Consider the following 20532-nt stretch of genomic DNA (forward strand, 5'->3'; position numbering starts at 1 on the left):
GAAATCGAGAGAGCGGAAATGGTGATGTGGAACGAGTGATGCGAAGAAAGTCAAGGGGCTAAGCCGATATCTACATTGAGCTTCATAGGTTTTAGGCGGATTTTGCATCTTTGAACCGGACTCCGCTGACCTCGTGTGGGATAAGGAAGTAAAACGTGCTGCCGGCGCCGGGCTTCGATTCCGCCCAGATTCTGCCGCCGTGGCGATCGACGATCTTTTTGCAGATGGCCAGGCCTGTCCCGGTCCCTTCATAAACGTTTCGCGCGTGCAGCCGGCGAAAAATCTGGAATATCTGTTCGGATTCCTCCGATTCGAAACCGATCCCATTGTCGGATATCGAGAAAACCCAGCCGCCGGCTGTGTCCTCCGCCCGAATCCGGATTTGGGGCGGACACTCTCCCCGGAACTTCAGCGCATTCGAAAGAAGATTTTGAAAGACCTGGGATAGCTGGATGGGATCCGAAAGCACGGTGGGCAGTTCCTCCGCGTCGATTTTCGCCTCGGTCTGGACGATCAGCGAATGAAGTCCCTGTAACGCCGTATCCAAAGATTTTGAAGCTTCGATGTAGGTGAGCGAAATGTCCCCCCGCGCCGCTCGGGAGTATTCTCCCAGCGACCGAATAAGATTTTGAAGATGTTTGGCCCCGTCCACGACGAAGTTGATGTATTCATCCGCAGTAGAGTCCAACTTGCCGGAATATCGCCGAGAAAGAAGTTGGGCGAAGCTGGCGACCGTGCGCAACGGCTCTTGAAGATCGTGCGAGGCGATATAGACGAATTGAGACAATTCCTGGTTCATCCGTTCGATCGCGGTCATCTGTTTTTTGAGTTCTCGCTCCGATTTTTTTCGCTCCGTGATGTCGAGAATATCGCCGACGGCGCCGACCGGTTCCCGAAGCCCCGCATGAATCGGTGCCGCCGAAATAGCTACGAATCGGCGGTGCCCCTCGCCGTAATTCAAAAGATATTCTTCGCCTTGTATGACCTCTTCCTGACGCAGGGCTCGAGTCATCGGATCCTTACCCGATGAAACTTCCGAACCGTCCGTCTGAAAGAGTCGGACGCGGGAAAACGGAGCCGGGCGATCCGTGGATTCGCGGGGCAGATTCAAAATTCGCTGCGCAATTTGGTTGTGCAGGAAAACTTGCCCCCGGGAATCGATCACGACCACGCCCGAAGGCATCTGGCGGAGTACGGTTCGCAAGTACGCGCGGCTCGCGGTGAGTTTTGCAAGAATTTCGCTTCGCTTTCGTTCTTCTTCCTCACGTTCCGTGATGTCGCGAACAAAGACGGAGTACATCTTCGCCCTGGGCCCCTCGACAGCGGTTAGCGAGAGTTCTACGGGAAATTCATTTCCTTCCCCGCGCACGCCGTGAAATTTCACCGTCCGCCCGAGCAGGGAGAGAAAGGGTCTCGACTTCCCTTTCTCTCGTAAGGAATCAGCCAATCCCGGAAGCAGTTCGGAGATGTACGTTTCGAGTAGCTCGAGCCGCGTGCGCCCGAAAACACGTTCCGCCGCGGGGTTACACTCTCGGATAAGTCCCTGCGAGTCGAACAAGATGATCGGTTCGAGTGCGGCGCTCAAAATAGCCTTTAGCCGGGCCTCGCTTAATCGAAGCTTCTCCTCGACGAGCAGATGCGCTTGAAGCTCCTCGCGGTAGCGCGCCGATTTTGTTCGGGTGATGCGAAGGTTCCCGCCCAGGTCGGATTCATTTTCATTTGAACGTTTCTTTAGCGTCGGCTTCATGGCTCAGTCCAAAGCGGGGACGTCTCGAAATTGTTCCATGTGAAGTGTTCTTTCGAGCTGAAACAGCTTGGCGGTCTCCTTTCGAAGCGCCGAGAGTCTTTCGAGAAGCTTCCTTCCGGACACCGCGCCTTGTCCGGCCGTTTCTTGAAGTTCGCGCGCGACGTCCATTTCATTCTGGAAGCCGGTCCACACGACGATCGGGACAACGACCGAGCGGCTTCCGATGTGCACGAGCGCCGCTTGGAGCAAAAGAGCGTCGTGCGGATTATCCTCGACGAGGATGATCTGGCGCGGTTCGCTCAAAGCTGTTCCACCTTCGCACCGGCTTGACGTGCCAGCTGAATGATTTCGTCCACGTTCACCGGCTTTTGAAGCCATGCCGCGGGAGCCATCTCGTGGATGAGGTCCGGTTTCGCGTCTCCGCAGGTCAGGACCACCGTCGGAATATCGCGGATTTCAGGGAGCTCGATTTGGCGCCTGCGAAACTCGACGCCGTCCATATCGGGCATCAGAATATCGAGGAAAATCAATGCCGGTTTCTTCTTGGAGTCCGCAAGGAGCTTCATCGCGGATTCCCCGTTGGGCGCCGTCATGACGTCGAACTCCTCCATCCGAAGAATCTCCGCCAACGACTCGCGGATGGTTTCGTTGTCCTCAATCACAAGAACCGTACACATAGGTTTCGCTCCCTTCGGCGATGGCAAGAAAAACTATATGTTAGCAATCTTCCGAAAGAAATTCACCGAGCCGAGACGATGCAATTTCAAGTACTTAAGTCATTCTTTCCGCAGCGGTTTGGACCTTTCGGGGAAAAACCAGCAAGGTTCTGAGAATTCCGTTTTCGTCAACGAAAATCATAAGCGCGAGCCGTTTACGCTTCCATCACCGGTTCAAAACGATCCACATTCGCAGGAGTTTTCTTGGCGCATCGGGTCTCATGTGGCTGTACCGTCCGATACCGCTTCTTGCGATCAATTCCAACAATCGTGACCCCCGCGTTTCTAGGATTTTCTGAATTTGTCAACACATTGCTTAATTTATCGCCGTGCAGATTCACACAGCGTCAGCTTCGGAAGAAAGGTCGAAAAACGGATCCCGTGAGAGCTTTATGAAACGAGGTGCGTAAGGGCTGAGCTTTACACGGGATTTCCTCCGGCGGATGATGGTCTCTCCCTCATGGAACCGAGGCCCATCGAAATAGCCGCCGCCGTTCTTTTCGGCGGAGCGGTCCTTCACACGTTTTTGTGCGGTTTCTTCAAACGGGCCGCCGACCGATATCCCGAAGGATCGCTCCGCGAAAATCTATTTCACCTGTTGGGCGAGGTGGAGATTGTGTTCGGCTTCTGGGCGGGGGTTCTCCTCCTTCTGTTCGTGTCCATCGAAGGAAGTTCCGCGGCTCTGGCCTACGCGGATAGCCGCAGTTTTCGCGAGCCGCTGTTTGTCTTCGCGATTATGACCGTGGCCGCCACACGGCCGATTCTCGATCTTACGGAGCGGATTGTTCTCCATGTGGCGAAATGGCTGCCGATGCGGGGTGAGTCGGCCTATTACCTCGCCTGTTTGGTTTTAGGGCCACTGGCTGGAAGTCTGATTACGGAACCGGCCGCCATGACCGTGACGGCGTTGATCCTCGGGCGGCGTTATTTTGATCGGCCGATTTCAACGCGGTTCAAATACATCACGCTCGCCGTTCTGTTCGTGAACGTATCGATCGGAGGAGTTCTGACGCCTTACGCCGCCCCGCCCGTTTTGATGGTCGCCGGAAAATGGGGATGGGATCTGCAGTTTATGTTTGCGACGTTCGGCTGGAAAACGACCTTGGCGGCGGTCATTAACACCGCCTTAGCGACCGGCTTCCTTTCTAAGGAGCTGCGAGGGTTACCCCCGAATGAAATGCACGAGAGCGTTTCCCGAATCCCGGTTTGGCTCAGCGTGATGCACGTCGTCTTTCTTGCGTTAATTGTCCTGAACGAGCGTCACCCCGTGATTTTTCTGGGCGTCCTCATGTTTTTCCTGGGCGCCGTCGTAATCACGCGCGAATTTCAAGATGAACTGAAGCTGAAAGAGAGCCTATTGGTTTCTTTTTTCCTGGCCGGCCTCGTAATGCTGGGCGGTCTCCAACAGTGGTGGCTTCAGGCGGCCATCGCCCATTTGAACGAATTTCCACTCTTCTTAGGGGCTGCCGGTCTGACGGCGTTTACGGATAACGCCGCGCTCACATATCTCGGCTCTCAAGTGGAAGGGGTTTCGGAAGGCTTTAAGTACGCACTCATGGCGGGCGCCGTGGCGGGAGGGGGTTTGACGGTGATCGCGAACGCTCCCAATCCCGCGGGTTACGCGATCCTTCAAGAGCGGTTTGGCCGGGAAGGGATCAATCCCCTCTGGTTATTTCTGGCGGCGCTCCCGTTCACGCTCATCGGAATGATTTGCCTCTGGCTTTTCTAGTGCCCTGAGTCAGGAATTTCTCACCCATTTCGCTGGTCCTCGACGGCGCTGGCTGCGTTGGGCCTCCTCAGAATACTCGCGGTATTCCTTCGTCGGCCCGCCTTGCCAGCACCGCCGATGCCTCAGCGAAATAGGCAAGAATCCTCTGACTCAGGACACTGGAGCTTTGGCGCCTATGGGCTGGCGTCTTCTTCGACAAATCCACCTGTTTCAAAGAGTTCGTTGCTGGATACGACTCGAACGCTTTTTAAGTTTAACGGATAAGCGGCCCATCGCGCATCTTGCTGGAGAATATCTTTCTGCTCGGCGGTGGGTGTGAATTCTCCCCGACCGTTCCAGAATTTATATTCCTGCGGCGTTTTCCCGACGACGTTTGTGCCGGCATTGATGTTCTTCGCCAATTGGGGAGCCCACTTTTTGTCCGTGACCATCAGGACTTTCATGTTGTCGGCTTGAAGGTACTTCCGGATAGCGGCATTCACTTGTTCCGTCGTAACGCCCTGAACCCGCGCCGTATAGTTTTCCAAATAACCTTGGGTTCCATAAAACGCATCGTCCATACGTGCCTGTAACCTTCGGCTCAGCCGATCGGCCGAATTGTAATAAATCCCGATCGTTTTTATTTTGCTGCCTTGGACCTGGTCGTCCGTCAATCCTTTGCGAATCAGATGGTCGAGTTCCCAGAGCATCGCATGCAAAACAAAATGACCGTATTGGCTGGGGACGGGACGGATCCACAAGCTGAAATACTGATTCGTTCGCGGTGTATTGAACGGTGGAACCATAAAACGGGTTCGTTCCGCGAAATGCTCGATGTACGAGTAGTCTCCGTAGTTAAAGCCCCGTTTGCTCCGAATCTCCTCATATAAATGTGAAAAGCTGTCCCGATGGGTTCCAAAATACGTGTTCGCTACAAGGAGAGGCCAATAATCCGGATGACTTCGGTTTAGAGTGGCCGGGAGAGGGAATGCGCCATGAATCCCCGTGCTGGTCCCCTCGCCGTCGATCGCGACGATGATTAGGTTCCGTCCTTTCGGTTGCTCCGGTTTGAGCAGCGGAGTTACCGGGAACGGCTGGATGGGGGGATCGCCCCGCATATCGAGTTCTCGAATAGCTTCGACGATTCCACGTCCGATCTTTTCAGGTTGTTTCCCTCGGATGCCCACAATGAGATTGCTTGTCTGGTAGTAGGTGGCGTAAAACCGCCGCAAGTCCTCCGGGGAAATTGCATTCAGGCCGGCCACGGTACCGCTCAGCGGATGGCTGTAGGACGTATGCTGAAAAAGATAGTCGTCAATCGCTTCCAACCCCAGGGCCTCCATATCTTCCAAACGCAGCACGCTTGTGATGCTCGTGAGGTTCTCCTCCCGAATCCGATCCAGTTCAGTCGGGCTGAAGAGCGGTTGGACGAACATCGGTCGCAAAATTTCTGTGACATATTTCTTCAGGTTACTTTTGGGCACGGTCATCGAAAAGGTGGTCGTCTCTTTGTCGATCCGGAAGGCCGGTGTAGCGGAATCCCCGTATTGAAATGTCTTGTCCGCGAGCATCTCCTTCGTGACGGGATTCTTTGGATCCCCAAAGCCCCCTTCGGCGATCATTTGCGCGGTAACGGCGGCAAGCCCTTCCTTGCCCGCGAGATCGTGCGCCGAACCCGCGCGAAACATCAGGCGAATTTCAACGACCGAGGAATTTTCTTTCAGCGTCACCCGTTGAGCTTGTTGCGCCCGCGCAGATGAAACCGATAAGACCGCCCACGTAACGAGAATCATTTTCGTCCAAACCTTCACGGTCATTCCCCTTTGCCGTCCGCGGGACTGTCTTGATGCGCGAGCGTGAGGACGATTTGATTCTCCGGAACGAAAATCTGTTGAGCCAAATGATCGATGTCCGGCGGTTTGACCCGACGGACTGAACCGACGAGGTGGTCGATCGCCATCGGGTCCCGGCTGAATCGAGAGTACAATGCGACCTCCTCGGCGACATCGGCGGGGCTGTCCAGTCGGTTGGCCATCCCCATTCGATAGTTTTGTTTAAGGCGGGCCAGGAAATCCGCGGCGTCCGGTCTTTTGCTGAAGCTCTTTAAACTCTCTAGGGCGCTTATCACGTCCGCCTGAACTTCGTGCAAAAGCCGATCTCCCTGCTTCTTAAACTTCTCCGGGAAAAGGGTGACGCTCACCGTAAACATACCGGGGCCGAACGTCTCATATCCCAAATTGTCGTCTCCTCTCGCGGAGCAAGACACGTCCGCGGCCACCTGTTTTTCGTATCTGAGTTTTCGATAGAGCGGCGCCGTGGGGTGAGCGATCAGCGTGGGAAGGATTTGTCCCACGGCGGTAGCCGAAGATCCGATCTGAAACGGCTGCATACGGAAGTTGATCCAGATTCGCGGAGGGACCGCCGTAGGAAAATGGAGCGCTTTCGAAAGTGGGCCGTTGACCGTGCCCGGATCCGTTAATGGGGGGAGCGGGGCGGGTTTCCAATCCGAATAGTGTTCCTCGATTAGATGAAATATCTGTTCCGGATTTACGTCGCCGCTGACGAGAATGACGACGTTGTTGGGTCGATAATATCGGCGATAGAAGTCCATCGAAGAAGCGTAGGTCTCGGGCATCGCTTGGATGTCGGCCGCGTAGCCGATCGTCGTATGCCCGTAACCGTAGTTGGCCGGGTAGGCGAGACTGGCCAACGTTTCTTCGAGCGGGAGTTCGGGGGACTTGGCAAACCGTTGGTACTCGCCGGCCACGGCGCCCGTTTCGGTCTTAAACGTATCCTTGTCCACTCGCAGGTTCTTAAAACGGTCCGCTTCCAGTTCGACAATTTGTGTCAGGAAATCCACCGAAGCTTTTGGGTGGTAAAAAGTGACTTCGGAATTCGTGTACGCGTTATTGTAAGCCCCCGTCTTCGTCATGGCGTCCTCATAGCCGCCCGGTTTCCCCTGGTATTCGTGCCGAAACAAGATGTGTTCGAAAAGATGGGCCTTACCCGTTTGACCCGGTTCCATTTCCCGCAATGAGCCGGTCAGCACAAGCGTGTTGTACGACAGAAATTTCGGAAACTGCGGCATCGGAATCACGATGACGTCGAGCTGGTTGGGGAGCGTGCGCTTATAAACCTTATATGGAAGGATGCCCTGCGCCGCTTGTACGGAAAACGAGGCCAACAACAGCGCGAGAGTATAGCCGCCAGCCAATTTACTCATACTTACCTCCGCGGACCGATGTAGACGACCCCGACAGTTCTCGTCAAGCTAATGCACTATCCGCTCACGTAAAAATGGCCTTGGGCTCCGGTCTCGGCGTTCACCCCCATTGTCTCACCATTGGCTCGCAATGGGGACCCCCGCCTCGCCACCCAAGGCCATTTTTACGTCAACGATTCGCTTGATAGGTATTTCTCGGCCGAACAGGTGTTAAAAACGACGACGTGATCTTCGGTACGGATTATTTTCCTTTCGATAAGCTCCGGTAATGCGGCCAACGTGGCTGCTCCTTCCGGACCGAGCCGCCACCCCTTCTTTCGATATGCCTCTCGCAATTCTGCCTGGATGGAATCTTCCGAAACCGAAATCGCGATTCCGCCGCTTTCGTATAATATTCTTAGAACCTGGAAATGTCCGACACCACCGGGAACATTCAAGCCGACGGCGATCGTTTTTCCAGGGTTTACGGATTTTGTATCCGAGGCGCGCTGCCGAAATGCTTGAACGACGGGGGAGGTGGCCTCACTTTGAACAGCCACGATTCGCGGGCGCCGAGATCCGATCAGGTCCAGCGCTTCGAGTTCATCGAATGCCTTCCACATCCCGACAATTCCGGTCCCTCCTCCGCAGGGATAGACGATCACGTCGGGCAGTTTCCATTCGGTCTTTCCAGGACCGGGCTCCGCGAGTTCAAGTCCCATGGTCTTTTTTCCCTCGATCCGCCAGCCCGGTTCCTGGAACGTCGCGACACTGAAATAACCTAGAGGAAGATATTTTTCCTTAACAAGAAGCTCGGCTTCGCGAATCGTACCTTTCACGACATCGAGGTGAATGTTTGAGTGCGTTGTTGCGTATCCCGAGACTTTGTTGAGTATTGGAGCCGGCGTGTCGGAAGGCATCACGACGGCCGCCTCAAGTTCCGCGCGCAACGCATATTCCGCGAGCGAGTCCCCGGCGTTCCCCTGCGTCGGGATGGCGAGTTTTTGCAGCCCGAGCTTCTTCGCCATGGAAACCACGATCGAAATCCCCCGATCCTTGAAACTTTGAGTGGGATTGGCGCCGAATCCGTCGTAAGGGCGGCCTTCCTCCTTGATTTCCAGTCGAAAACCGATCTGATTTGCGGCCGAATGATCCGAGTAATCGAGAAGCGGTGTGTAGCCTTCGCCCAATGAGACAGTCGACTTACGATCCTGAAAATCGTCTATGTCGAGAGGAAGCAGGGCGCCGAAGCGCCACATGTCCTTTCGTTCCGGGTGGTACCAAGAACGCTTCCGCCTTTCCTTCTTGATTCGATCCAGGTCCAAAACCATTTGCACCGGCTTTTGGTCGATCGGGCACAGGTTCATGATCGTATTTGGCGGGTATTCCTTTCCGGAACCGAGGCTTTGCAGGCAACGGACAAAACTCATGGACTGCTTTTTATCGCGCGCTCCCGCGGAATCCAAGAATGCGCCGTGTTTCGCCACTCCGCCGAACCTTTTCACAGAGGGACGATGCGATTACGCCTTACGATTCAAGAAGTTACCGTGGCATGCCCCTTGCTGATCGTATCTATTATATGCGACGTATGCGATCTCAATGGATCACCGTTTCCGCCTTGTCCGTTTGCGTAGGCATCGGCCTGAACTGCGGCCACGTCTCGACCGGGACTTCCGGCGCGGTACTTCCACAGTTGTCGGATGCCGTAACCGACGTCCCGCCGACGTTTTCCCAAACTCTTTCAGCGAACGCGGCCGACATTCCCCCCGGCGGTTCACTTGTATCCCGAAGCACGTTCAGCAACGGAGAGGCGGTCTCTGTTACAGGCGATGTGACCCTGTCCGATTCGCAAGTTGTTCCGTTGCAGTTTTTGAAAGATGGGACGGATTGGGTGGCGACGTTTACATCCCAGCTTATCAGCCCGAGGGGAAACGCCGTGCTCCGGGTCGAAGGTCAAAACGCCGACGGCGAAAAGGCTCCAATGAATCGAACGTTCAAGATCCTCGGCACCCGCGGTGACGAACCCGGCCTGGTGGCATTTTACCGGTTCGAGGAGAGCGGCGCGGCGGCGTTGGACAGCTCGATCAAAGGAAACAACGGAACGATCACAGGCGCCATTCGCCAGCCGGGAGCGTACGGCCAAAGAATGAGTTTCAACGGATCGACGGATTACATCTTTGTTCCCAATTCTCCATCGCTTCAGATGACGAGCACGATCACAATGGAGGCCTGGATCTACGTTACAAAACCGGATCCGACGACGACCAGCTACATAACGGGGATCGTCGGCAAGCTGAATTTCAGCGGCGCCACCACTTACGATATGAGCGTCAGCATGAGCGGCGGACTTTTCTGCACACTCAACGATTCTTCAGTTCAGCTTGGGTGGCAGATTCAGAAAAATATCTGGACGCATGTCGCTTGTACATATGACGGCCAAACGCTTCGCTTGTTCGTGAACGGGAGACAGCAGACGATGCTGACTCTCTCGACCCCCACGGGCATCCAAGTCACGACCGACCCGGTATATCTCGGTGTCGGCGGGACCGGAGCTGCCGGTTATCATTACCAGGGTTACATGGATGAAGTAGCGATCTGGAATTCCGTTCGAACCGAAGACCAAATCTGCGCCGATGCCGGAGGTATCCCGGCCGGAAATTACTTAGGTCAAACGGCCTGCGACTATCCCTTCTTTCCGATCAACTGAACCAAGCATCCGATCAGTTCTTTACGTAACGAAGCACGGTTCCTTCTTCAGGACCGACCGGAACCGTGATTTCGACGGCGTTCTCCCCCGCTGTACCTTGAAGGGCTCCGCTCAAGTCCGACTCGAGCGCCAGCGACCCGTCGGAGGCATCATATGTATACGTCCCGTTCTCCTGGGTGTCGGGTCCGCCGGTGGGATGGAGAATCATCGACCAAGTTCCGTCGCTATCGATCACGAGCGTCCCTTCGGCGATCTCGGACCCGTGCAGAAAGTCGGGCAGAGGATCTCCCCCGATGGATTCAAGGCTATAGGTGCCCGGAAGATCCGTTTCGGAGGGAGGCATACCCAAGTCATCATTTCCACATCCCGTGATTAAAAAAAACAAAGCGATCGAAACAAATCGATGACTCTTTCGCATTGCTATCTTCCTCGTCTAAAGATTTCAGGGGCAAGCGCACAACACACCCGTGAGACCCTCGGGTTCCTGACAGGTGCATTCACAATCGATGGGAGGTTCCTCCCAGGCGGTATTTCCTGACGGGCACCACACAATGGCTTGTCCGCCAGAACAATAACCCGGCCAGCCCGCGCCCAATTCGTCAATCGTGCCTGGCGCGCAGGCGTCATTCACCTCCGGTGGTGAGGAAGGCGTTACGGAATCGTCCCCACAACCTCCCAAGAACAAGCCGAAAATCAGCGCCAGTACAAGGACTCGCATCGGTTTCCTCCTTATCGCCCTATCTTGGCTCCAAAGGGTGCTATCCGTAAATCTTAAAAATCCGGTGAAAAGCACCTTCGAAACGCAAGTTTCCAATGTGGAGTAACTATGGTTTCCGTTGCCTAATTTTCTCACCGGTAAGATCCACGTAAGCGCCCGTATCGGCAACGGAATCTCGTAAACATTTCCTGGCACTCACTTTGCTCCCGTGTGGTCATGACAGGGATCCCCTACCACCAGGGGACGTGAACAAAGCGAAGGAAAAATTGATCGTTCATCGAAAATTTGTTCGGGTTTGCGAAAGGAAACTGAAACCGAGAATCGGTCCTCGTTCCCTTTTGAGCCTGGTTCTCGCCTTTCTAATTGCGCTTCCCGGTTACCTCATTCCATCCGCGGCGATGGCGCAAAAGGGAGGCCCCGGGGACGGGCCGGGTGGAGGGGGGTCTTCAGGGAGTACCCAACCTCCTGCCGAACCGATCGGCCGGCCTCCTCTTCCGACGAGCGGAGGGGGGATGTCGAGCGCGGACGCGGCGGATCCGTTTTCGAATCTCTTCACCGGCGACGGTTCGTACTCGTTTCCGATCGACGTCCTTCCCGGCGGCGGGGGGATTGCGCCGTCGGTAGGTCTTTCTTACTCTTCGACCGCCGGCCGATCGTTCGTCGGCCACGGCTGGTCGCTTCACTTAGGCTCCATCACGCGCCAAGGCCCGAATGGAAAAACGGCTCAATACGGCGCGCAAGATGAATTCTTTCTCGACGGCAAAAAGCTGACCTTCGTCCGAGCGTTGAGCGACTCCGAAGGACTGTTCCAGGTTGCCGAGGAGCAATCGTTTTTAAAGATCATCCGAAACGTCGATGCCAATACGTGGGCCGTTAAAACGCCGGACGGCTCCCGGATGGATTTCTCGGTTCCGATTTATCGATTGCCATATACCTCGGGATTTTCGAACGCGCATACATGGCAGCTAGGCAAAGTCACGAGCGCTGCGGGATATTTCGCCCGGTACCTCTACACGGTCCCCCAATCCGATCCCAATTTCGCAAATGCCGACAAAGACCCGACGCAAGAAGGGGATGTTTATCCCAGCAAGATTGAATACACATTCCTCGAAGGCGATCCGGCGTTCGACAGCGGCCGAACGGTGGAGTTCAAGTATATCGATCGCGGGTCGTTCGGAACGATTCCCCAATACGCCGCCACCGGATCGCGAGTGATCATGGACCGTCTTCTTTCGGAAATCGTCGTATCCACCGGCCGAGGGGAGCCGAAGATCTATAAGAGCTATTCGCTGATCTACGATTCCCGCGCCGTCACGCCCGACGACCGAAATTGGATAACCCCGGAGCCGAAACTTGTTGAGTTCAAAGTTTTCGGCGAACCGGAAAGCGCAGGCAGCCGGGGACCGTTGATCGCCCGGTACGGCATGGAATACGCCGAGCGGGAACGTGGCTGGGAGCCGACGGCTGAATCCATGCCCTGGTTTTTCGTGGGTTACGTCGGGGTTTCTAACTCCTGTCTTTACGGCTGGCCCGACTGCGAAACGATGGAGGCTGACCGCGGCGTTCGATTCATCAACTTAGATGGCGACCCTCTCCCCGATCTTATCAAAGGTGAAACCTTTCTAGGCAATTGGACAGACCGTGGGGCCAGAAGGAATTTGGGCGTCGATCCCGCCACCGGAATCACGCAATGGCAATCCGTGCCCGTCTCGGCGCCGCCGATCGATTTTGCGATCAGGAGTTCCTCCTCCTTACCCTCGACACAAAAAGTCGCGGTCGTCGATTTGGACGGGAACGGCCGCGACGAACTCGTTTGGATCGAGGGTGCCATCCGCCAAGTTTATCTCCTTCAAGCCGACGGCAGCTGGGAGCCTTCTACGAATTGGGGAAATTCCCTTCCCACCGACGTTGTGTCCCCCGATTTCGAGAACCTGGACGGCGATCGGTTCCCCGACCTTCCCGGATACTTAAATCCCGGCGCCCCCGGCGTTGCATGGATTCCCTTTTCCAGTCCGACAAAAGTCGAGAACCTCGACATCAACGGCGACGGCCTCGCCGACATCGTGAAAGCGATTGTCAACTCTTCCGGTGTTTATGAAGTCAGCGTGGAACTGGCGACGGGAAACGGCGCGTTCGAGCGCGATCCCATTTTGGAAGATCGGATTCGCCAGGCCGGCATCTACACGCATCAAGAATATTCTTACGTGGATAGCTACGGGAACGTCTCTCGTTGGCAAGTCGCGGGTCCCGGCCGATGGAGCGACGTGAACGCCGACGGAATGCCCGATTGGATTCAAGGGGACGAACTGAGCCTTAATCACCTCTACGGCGGATTCTTAAGCGCCTGTTTCCGGACGCTCCTGGATGCCGACGGCGGCTGCACGCCGTTCGACCTGGTTCAGTCGGGGGAATGGACCACGCTCCCCAACGGTGTCCAGGTTCAGGCGGTCGACGACATGGGTGCCATGCTCGTCGACGTGAAAGGCGCAGGTGTTCCGGCGTTCGTCCAGTCGATCCAACAAAGCAACGGCCCATCTTTCAACCGGGTCTTCCGGGCGAAAGGCAAGTTCCCCGGGCTTTTAAAGAAAGTGACCGATCCCAACGGAGGCGTGACCGAATTCGAGTACACGCCATCTACGGAGCTTCGACATGCGGACGGAACGCAAAAGAACCCGAACCTTCCCTACGTCAAACAGCTCCTGACCGCCGTGATTCGAGACGACCTGGCCGGCTCCCGTTACGTCGTGAGCCAGTACGATTACGAAAACGGCCTGCACGACCGGATCGGAAAGAAATTTTTAGGCTTCGGCCGCGTGACGGTTACCTCGGGCGCCGGCCAGCAACGAATCGTTGAATTCCATCAGACCGACTGGCTGCTTGGAGCCGTCAAGACGGCTTCCGTTCTCGGTAGCGACGGTAAGACGTACGCCCGATCCAATCACTTCTACACAACCGACATGTCCGTTCAAGACGTCAACACGGTTCCAAACTGTCTCGAGACGCCCGACGTAACGAATTTCGACTGCAGTCTGCCGTACGCCAATGCCGAATTCGCCACTGTGACGTACACCTGGCCCAACGGAACCACCAACCCCGCTTCTTGCGCGGACGATTGCATGAAGTTCCGGACGGAGAGCGCGAGTGTGCCTGCGTTTCCCGATCTCGACCATCCATTGGTTACGTCGATCAGCCGTGTCAAAGGCGACCCACGGTCGACACCGGTATCCGAACAAAAGGCCCAGAAAGTGGAATTGGTGTCCTCGAACCCGCAGGAACCGGGGAACGAGTCGGCCGGATTTCTGATGGTCCCCCGCGCTTCCTATACCTACGTCGGCGGCGACGAAGTGACCGGCACGCTTTATTTCGAATCCCACAACATCTTCGATAAAAACGGAAACGGGAAGTTCGACGCGGAAGAGGCCTTCAGTGCCTCCGACACCAATCCCCTCCCAAATGCTCCTCCTCTGTTGTCGGTTCGAAGCGAATTCCTTCCCAAACAGGCATTGAACGGTCTTCCCATTCCTTCCCTTCTCGCGCGTCAGACTGATTACGATCCGATGTACAAATATCCGACCGATACATGGGACATGCAGCGGAGTGTCCGCGTCGCGCACTACGACTACGATCCGGCGCACCTCCAGGTCATCGGCGTTTCAAACGCTCTCGGTTTCCGCGTCCGGTCGGAATACGATCCTTTCGGCCGGCGGTTCAAAGCCATCGACGAGGGCAACAATCTTGCGGTGGAAACGAAGTTCGACCACCGCCATCGCGTGGAAGAATCCAAGACCTATCCGAACAGCAGCGATCCAAGCAATCCCGCGAATCTTTTGAGCCACTCGAAAACGGAATACATCGGCGTCTGCGACGACACCGCCTGTCCGCCGGCCAATCCCAAACTTCAGCAGATCAAGACGAAGAGCCGTTACTCCCCCGCGCAGCTCGACGAGAATCAATGGCCGACGTCCATCACGTTTGTGGACGGACTTGGCCGGAGCTATCGGACGGTTTCGAACAGCCTGGATGAAAATGGAAACGTTACGTTTGTCGCCTCCGACGTTGAGTTCGACGGTTTTGGCCGGGCCAAACGGACCTCGGCTCCTTTCACCGTCACCGCTCCCTCGGCCTTCGGGGAACGGGGAGTCTATTGGACGGAAAGCGAATTCGACGCCCTGGGCCGTGTTTTCGCCGTGAACGTTCCGGCCCACGGCGGCGGCAGCATTCGATACGAAACGAACGTCGCCGTCGACTCGAGCGCCGGGCAATCGTACGCCCTTCGGACGCAGACTCGCGACGCCGTCGGAAATCCCAAAGAGACGTATCAAGACCTCTGGGGGAGGATGTTTCGCGTCGCCGAGCACAATCGGGACGCCGCCGGTCTCCCCATCGACCGAACCATGGATTACCGCTTCGATCTTCTGGGGAATCTTTCGGAAGTCATCGACTCGGCCAAAGGGAGCGGCCAGAACTGGAAAGCCCAAAAGACGATCCAGGTCGAGAACAACAGCCTGGGACAAAAGCACATCCTGCGGGACACCGACGCCGGAACCTGGCGGTACGCGTACGACGCCCAGACCGGCCGGCTCTTCGAGCAGATCGACGCCAAGGGAAACGCCACGCGTTTTTACTTCGACGACCTCGACCGGCTGGTCCGAAAAGAGCATTTTCTCCCCGGCCTCAACCGCGACAGCGATATTCCAACCAGCATTTCGTCGTTCTACTACGACGCGTTGTTCGGTTCCCCTTGCGGGGCCAGCCAAGGAAAACTCGTCCGACAAGAAAACGAACATGCCACGACCGACTACTGTTACGACTCGCTCGGACGCCTTTCCGATACCAGCGTCACAATTGACGGAATCACACGGTCGTTCGGCCGGACGTACAACGACGCCGGACAGATTCAAACCCATATTTACGACGGCGATCCGAACGGCGGCTTCGGCGCTGAAACACTGACGTACGACTACGACGCCAAGTTCGGCAGGCTCACGGGCATTGAGAGCAGCGTCGCCGGCCTAAATGTCTATGTCGACAAGGATCACACGAAATACGATGTCCTGGGCCGGTTGCGTGAAATGCGATTCGGAAACGGCGTTTCTACCCGCTTTGAGTTCAACGTCGACGACCAGAGGTTGAGCGACATGCGTGTTTTCACCGACGGCGGCCTGACACCGCTTTGGAATCGGTCTTTCACATACGATCTCAACGGCAATCTCCGGCGGAATGAAAACCAGGTGAGCGGCGGTGCGACCGATTATGTATACGACAAACTTCACCGCCTCGTTTCCGCGACGGAATTCACACAAAGCGGAACGCAAATCGAGGGAAGGGGATTCACATTCGATCCGATGGGGCGGATGTCGGAAATCGCCGGCGCATACAACCCGTTTCCCGAAGGCGGAGCCGTGACGGCCACTTCCGCATCGGCTCCTGCTCCCGAACCCACTCCCACCGCCACGCCCACGCCAACCCCCACCCCGACTCCAGCCCCGTCCGGGGGTCCCAAAAAAGCAAAATTGACGCAACTGAATTGGAAACGGAGGGTTTGGGATCTGGCCGGCAATTTCTTGGACACGATTATTCCTTCGGCCCAGGCCGACCTCGCCTGTATCGTAGCGGATCTAGCTGGCATAAACGCCGTCCCTCAGTTCGACCTTCCCACCACGACAACGAACGGCCCCAAGGGGTTCTCCGAGATCAGCGTCTATCTCGGAAACTATCTCAACGCCTTTGACGTGGGGGGGCGCTGTGTCGGCAGCGATTACCAGATTCGTTTCTCCGCGACGGGGACGGGAAACCGATGGTCGAAAAGTATTCCGGTCCGAACGGACTCGCAGGGGAACGCCACCATCAAGCTTTACTCATCGGATCCGGACCCGTCGGATCCGGGTTTCAGGACGGTCACCGCCGCGGTCGAATGGTACGGCGCTCCAGCCGGAACCACACCGTACTTCACCAAGAGTGTGGACGTTTCGTTTACTTCCACGGACACCGTCAAGCCGACGACACCCTCCGTCTCCGCCACGCCGAAAAGCGGCTCGCAAATCGATCTTTCCTTTGGTGCATATGACGCTTTCGGCGTTACCAAGTATGAAATCTTTCGCGACGCCGCGGCCACACCAACCGCGACCGTCACGGTTACATTGACGAATCAGACCGGCAAATACACGGACAGCGGACTCGCCGAAAATTCCACGCACACATACAGCGTTGTGGCCATTGACTTGGCGGGAAATCGCAGCGCGCCGGGACAGGTCAGCAGCCGGACGTTGGATGTCAGCTCCCCGCTAAGTTTCACGCTGACCGCGACGCCGGTTTCCCCGACGAAGGTCAACTTAACCTGGACGACGGCCGACAACCCAGGAGGCATCGGTTACAAACAATCGGCTGTTTATCGAGGGAACAACCTCCTCACCTATGTCACCGGTTCGAGCTATCTGGCGAAAAATCTTTCAGCCAACACAAACTACACATTCAAAGTCCGAAACTACGATCTGGATGGAAATTTTACGGATAGTTCGGCCTCCATTCGGACACCGGCGACCGACACGGTGCGACCGAATCCCCCCACGACGATTTCTGCGACGACGGTTTCGGCTGTCGGGATCGATCTTTCCTGGAACGGCCAGAGTGACAATGAAGCGGTGAAAACCTGCAACGTCTACCGCTCGGTCGACGGCGGAGCCTTCGGGGCCATCGCATTCGGCGTCTCCTGCTTCGACGCCACGGCGGCTACATACCAAGACCGAAATGTCGGCTACGGCCGCCAGTATCAGTACTACGTCACGGCGCTCGACGCGGTCCCACTCGAATCCGATCCGTCCCCCAAGACGGCGTTGATCAACACGCCGCCCGATACGATCGCTCCCTCCGTTCCCAGTTTGTCCTCCGTCCGGGCGCTCGGTGAAACGCAGGCGGAGATCGTTTGGTCGGCGGCCACCGACAACGATCCGGTGACGGTCGTGCGGTACGACGTCTTCCGCGGCCCGGACGGCGTGGTCCGGTCCAACGTCGCTTCTCCGTTCGTCGATTCCGGTCTTTCAGCGGCGGGAACGTACACGTACACGGTTCGGGCGAAGGATTTGGCCGGGAATCTCTCGGCTCCTTCGAACGCCCTGAGCGTAACGACAGAAGACAACTCGTTGCCTACCGTTCCGTCGGATGTCAGGGCGATCGCCCTGAGCCCTCTGGAAATCCAGATCGAATGGGACCCCTCCTCGGACGTCGGCTTCGGTGTTCTCCATTACAACATTTTCAAGGACGGGAACGCCACGCCGTTCGCCACAAGTTCAATCCCCCAGTATGTCGACAGCACGGTCACGGCCGGCAGCACGCACCGGTACGCCGTCAGCGCCGTCGACGCGGACGTCGACCGGAACGAATCGGCGAAGTCGGGGGAGGTCACGATCACGACACCGTCCCAGTCCCCCTCCACGAATCGGAGGTACGTTTTCGACGATGCGGCCCGGCCGCCGACCGATCCGATCCACGCGCCCTGGAAACAGGTCGACGCCGCCGGTCAGGACGTTGAGCGGTACCGCTACGATCCGAACGGCAACTTGATGGAGGTCCGCAACGGTTCCGGTCAGATCCTCAAACAGTTTGAATTCAACGTGATCAACAAACTGGCCGCCGTTACGGCGGGCGGAATCCGCGTGGAATATCTTTACGGCCCCAACGGAGAACGGGTGGCTCGCCGGGCGCCGAACAACGAAGGCCAGATCGAAACCATCCGTTACTTCGGCGCAGTGGAGACGAGGGAGGATCTGACGGTCCGGAAGTTTATCTTCTTCGGCGGCCTCCGCGTCGCGGAACGGAACTTCGACACCGGCCAGGTGCTCTTTCATCACAAGGATCAGCAAGGTTCGACCGTGGGGATCACGGACGGCTCGTCGCAGAGCGAGGTCATGGCGCGCGACTATTACGAGGGAGGGGCGACGAAGCAGGAGTTCTTGCAAGGCGGGCTGGCTGATTTCGGCTATACCGACCAGCGGCTGGACGACAAGACTAAGCTGCACGACTATCACGCGCGCTACTACGATTCCGCCAACGGTTTCTTCATCAGCCCCGATTCGATCGTCCCGAACCCCGGCCGCCTCGATGACTTCAACCGCTACATGTACGTCGGCGGAAATCCGGTTAATTACATCGATCCGACGGGGCACTTCAAAAGAAATCCTCGAACTGGGTGTGGCCCCGAAGGATGCGGAGTCGTTGGAGCAGGCGCCTCAAGATATACCGGGATGGGCTGCTACTCCGTGATGTCTTGCACTTCCACCGCAGATTACATGGCAATGCGTCGCTCCGTCGGTTGGGACAGTTTACCCGATATGACTTATCGCAGTTGGGAAGATCTTCATAGGGCTGTTAAAGAGGCTGGGATAGCTTTCGCCGGTTTTCAGACAACGCATGACTCGATTGTGGAGAAACAGGAGGAGTGGAAAAAAGGACACCCGACGCCAATGGTCACTACCGATGATTTCCCGACACCTCCGGGCTGCGCAGGCAACGCTGATTGTGCTGCCGCCGAGGCCGCAAAGAGAGCGAATGCGGATGCAGCTCAGCAGCAATACGAGAACGACGTAGCCGAATACATCGCCCGCGTTGGTCCTGAGGTCGCTGAACATGGTGTCGGAACATTATTGGCAGGTTGCGACACAGAAGACGGCGGCAGTTGCGATGACAACCGTACCGATCCTGGTCATGACGATAAAGGCGGCCACGAGGCTCCAGCGATAGCCGTTCCGCCAAGGATTGATGTGGTTCCTACCGATGACAGTAAGGAACTCACGATTGCCGGACCCAGTGGCAAAAGTTGGAAAACCACTATCGACCTCTCATGGCAAAGGCATCAAGACACTCTCTATGTGGACGGTACTCCCGTAGAAGAAGGCCCGGTAAGCGTTAACTACGGTTTCAGTTTCAACTTTACATTCGGAAACGGCCACAGACCTGGATGCATAAACGCTTTTGAGTGCGGACAATCGCCGTCGTCGCATCCTTCTTGGGAGGGCCCATGAAACAATTTCGGAGATCCAGTTCCATAGGGGGATATATGAAACGACTCTACATCTTAATGTACATTCTTCTTCTGGCGTTGGCGTTTCCTGCGTCGACTCATGCGGGACCAGACACCGAGGACTCCGTTTCGTCTGATGAACAGATCGTTGAGGTGGAGAACGACCACCCCAAACCAGCCAAGCACGGCCCCAAGGTCAAGGTGAAACATCTCGGCCGGGGCCACAAGAACGGTCTGAGTGGGAAGACCCCGCCCGCAGTAGCCCACCCTCCTTCCAAGGAGAAACGACCATGAGACATCGACATTCCACACAATTTGCGTCGTTTATAAGCCTGCTTCTTGCTTTTCTCATCGCATTTAATTTTCCTCTTTCCCGTGCCGTTTATGCGGCTGGGACCCAGGGGGCGAATGCGGATGCAAGCACCGGCGATCAAGGAGATGGCGCGTCGAGTCCCAAAGCAGCGAGCGGCGCCACGCAAAAAGCATTTCAAACGAACCTCTTTACAGGTTCCACGTCATACTCCATACCGATCGACGTCCCCTCCGGAAAAGACGGGATGCAACCACAGCTCGGTCTCACCTACTCCTCGGAGGGAGGAAGATCGTGGGTTGGATACGGATGGGCGCTGGGAGTCGGAGAAATTATCCGAAAAGGAGCCAACGGTTCCGTCGCTCAATTCAATGACACCGATGAATACGCAATCCAAATGCAGGGAGT

General features: G+C 56.4%; 12 protein-coding genes. 5 read left to right on the forward strand and 7 right to left on the reverse strand.

Translation table 11 applies throughout. The annotated features are described in order from the left end of the window. Window positions 1–91 precede the first annotated feature (91 nt). The 3 genes from VI895_02345 to VI895_02355 are packed head-to-tail and all read right to left on the reverse strand — an operon-like array spanning window position 92 to window position 2424. Window positions 92–1747: a PAS domain S-box protein gene (locus tag VI895_02345; protein HLG18639.1), complete on the reverse strand. Its 1656-nt coding sequence runs from the start codon at window positions 1745–1747 to the stop codon at window positions 92–94. 3 nt (window positions 1748–1750) lie between these two features. Continuing rightward, complete coding sequence (locus VI895_02350; GenBank protein ID HLG18640.1) at window positions 1751–2050, reverse strand: hypothetical protein; 300 nt, start codon at window positions 2048–2050, stop codon at window positions 1751–1753. Continuing rightward, entirely contained in the window at window positions 2047–2424 is a 378-nt protein-coding gene (locus VI895_02355; protein HLG18641.1) for a response regulator, read from the reverse strand. Before VI895_02355 ends, VI895_02350 begins: the two co-directional genes overlap by 4 nt. A 499-nt stretch (window positions 2425–2923) precedes the next feature. Between VI895_02355 and VI895_02360 the strand changes: the two genes are divergently transcribed. Next, complete coding sequence (locus VI895_02360) at window positions 2924–4192, forward strand: putative Na+/H+ antiporter (GenBank protein HLG18642.1); 1269 nt, start codon at window positions 2924–2926, stop codon at window positions 4190–4192. Between the two features lie 173 nt (window positions 4193–4365). Here VI895_02360 and VI895_02365 read toward each other — a convergent pair whose 3' ends face one another. From VI895_02365 to VI895_02375, 3 genes are all read right to left on the reverse strand, one after another. Further along, window positions 4366–5982 carry a pitrilysin family protein gene (locus VI895_02365; protein ID HLG18643.1) on the reverse strand — a complete coding sequence of 539 codons (1617 nt, stop codon included), beginning with the start codon at window positions 5980–5982 and terminating at the stop codon, window positions 4366–4368. 2 nt (window positions 5983–5984) lie between these two features. Beyond that, entirely contained in the window at window positions 5985–7394 is a 1410-nt protein-coding gene (locus tag VI895_02370) for a pitrilysin family protein (GenBank protein ID HLG18644.1), read from the reverse strand. 164 nt (window positions 7395–7558) lie between these two features. Further along, window positions 7559–8860, reverse strand: coding sequence for a threonine synthase (locus VI895_02375; GenBank protein HLG18645.1), 1302 nt, complete (start codon window positions 8858–8860; stop codon window positions 7559–7561). A 101-nt stretch (window positions 8861–8961) separates the two neighbouring features. Here VI895_02375 and VI895_02380 point away from each other — a divergent pair, with 101 nt between their 5' ends. Then, window positions 8962–10080, forward strand: a complete 1119-nt coding sequence (locus VI895_02380) for a LamG domain-containing protein (GenBank protein ID HLG18646.1) — start codon at window positions 8962–8964, stop codon at window positions 10078–10080. A 13-nt stretch (window positions 10081–10093) separates the two neighbouring features. Here VI895_02380 and VI895_02385 read toward each other — a convergent pair whose 3' ends face one another. Next, complete coding sequence (locus VI895_02385) at window positions 10094–10498, reverse strand: hypothetical protein (protein ID HLG18647.1); 405 nt, start codon at window positions 10496–10498, stop codon at window positions 10094–10096. Window positions 10499–11043: 545 nt separating this feature from the next. On the opposite strand from VI895_02385, the gene VI895_02390 reads away from it, so the two are divergent. From VI895_02390 to VI895_02400, 3 genes are all read left to right on the forward strand, one after another. Then, window positions 11044–19815, forward strand: a complete 8772-nt coding sequence (locus VI895_02390; GenBank protein ID HLG18648.1) for a toxin TcdB middle/N-terminal domain-containing protein — start codon at window positions 11044–11046, stop codon at window positions 19813–19815. 35 nt (window positions 19816–19850) lie between these two features. Continuing rightward, window positions 19851–20108 (forward strand): hypothetical protein, encoded by a 258-nt coding sequence (locus VI895_02395; GenBank protein ID HLG18649.1) that lies wholly within the window; start codon window positions 19851–19853, stop codon window positions 20106–20108. After that, window positions 20105–20532, forward strand: a 428-nt coding sequence (locus VI895_02400) for a SpvB/TcaC N-terminal domain-containing protein (GenBank protein HLG18650.1), incomplete at its 3' end; no start/stop codon positions are given. The genes VI895_02395 and VI895_02400, both read left to right, overlap by 4 nt.

The organism is Bdellovibrionota bacterium (assembly GCA_035292885.1).
GTDB lineage: Bacteria > Bdellovibrionota_G > JALEGL01 > JALEGL01 > DATDPG01 > DATDPG01.

Bases quoted from the DNA above. Each gene is read 5' to 3' on its own strand.
- VI895_02385 (HLG18647.1), bottom strand. From the start codon at position 10,498: ATGCGAAAGAGTCATCGATTTGTTTCGATCGCTTTGTTTTTTTTAATC.
- VI895_02395 (HLG18649.1), top strand. From the start codon at position 19,851: ATGAAACGACTCTACATCTTAATGTACATTCTTCTTCTGGCGTTGGCG.
- VI895_02345 (HLG18639.1), bottom strand. From the start codon at position 1,747: ATGAAGCCGACGCTAAAGAAACGTTCAAATGAAAATGAATCCGACCTG.
- VI895_02370 (HLG18644.1), bottom strand. From the start codon at position 7,394: ATGAGTAAATTGGCTGGCGGCTATACTCTCGCGCTGTTGTTGGCCTCG.
- VI895_02355 (HLG18641.1), bottom strand. From the start codon at position 2,424: ATGTGTACGGTTCTTGTGATTGAGGACAACGAAACCATCCGCGAGTCG.
- VI895_02360 (HLG18642.1), top strand. From the start codon at position 2,924: ATGGAACCGAGGCCCATCGAAATAGCCGCCGCCGTTCTTTTCGGCGGA.
- VI895_02380 (HLG18646.1), top strand. From the start codon at position 8,962: ATGCGATCTCAATGGATCACCGTTTCCGCCTTGTCCGTTTGCGTAGGC.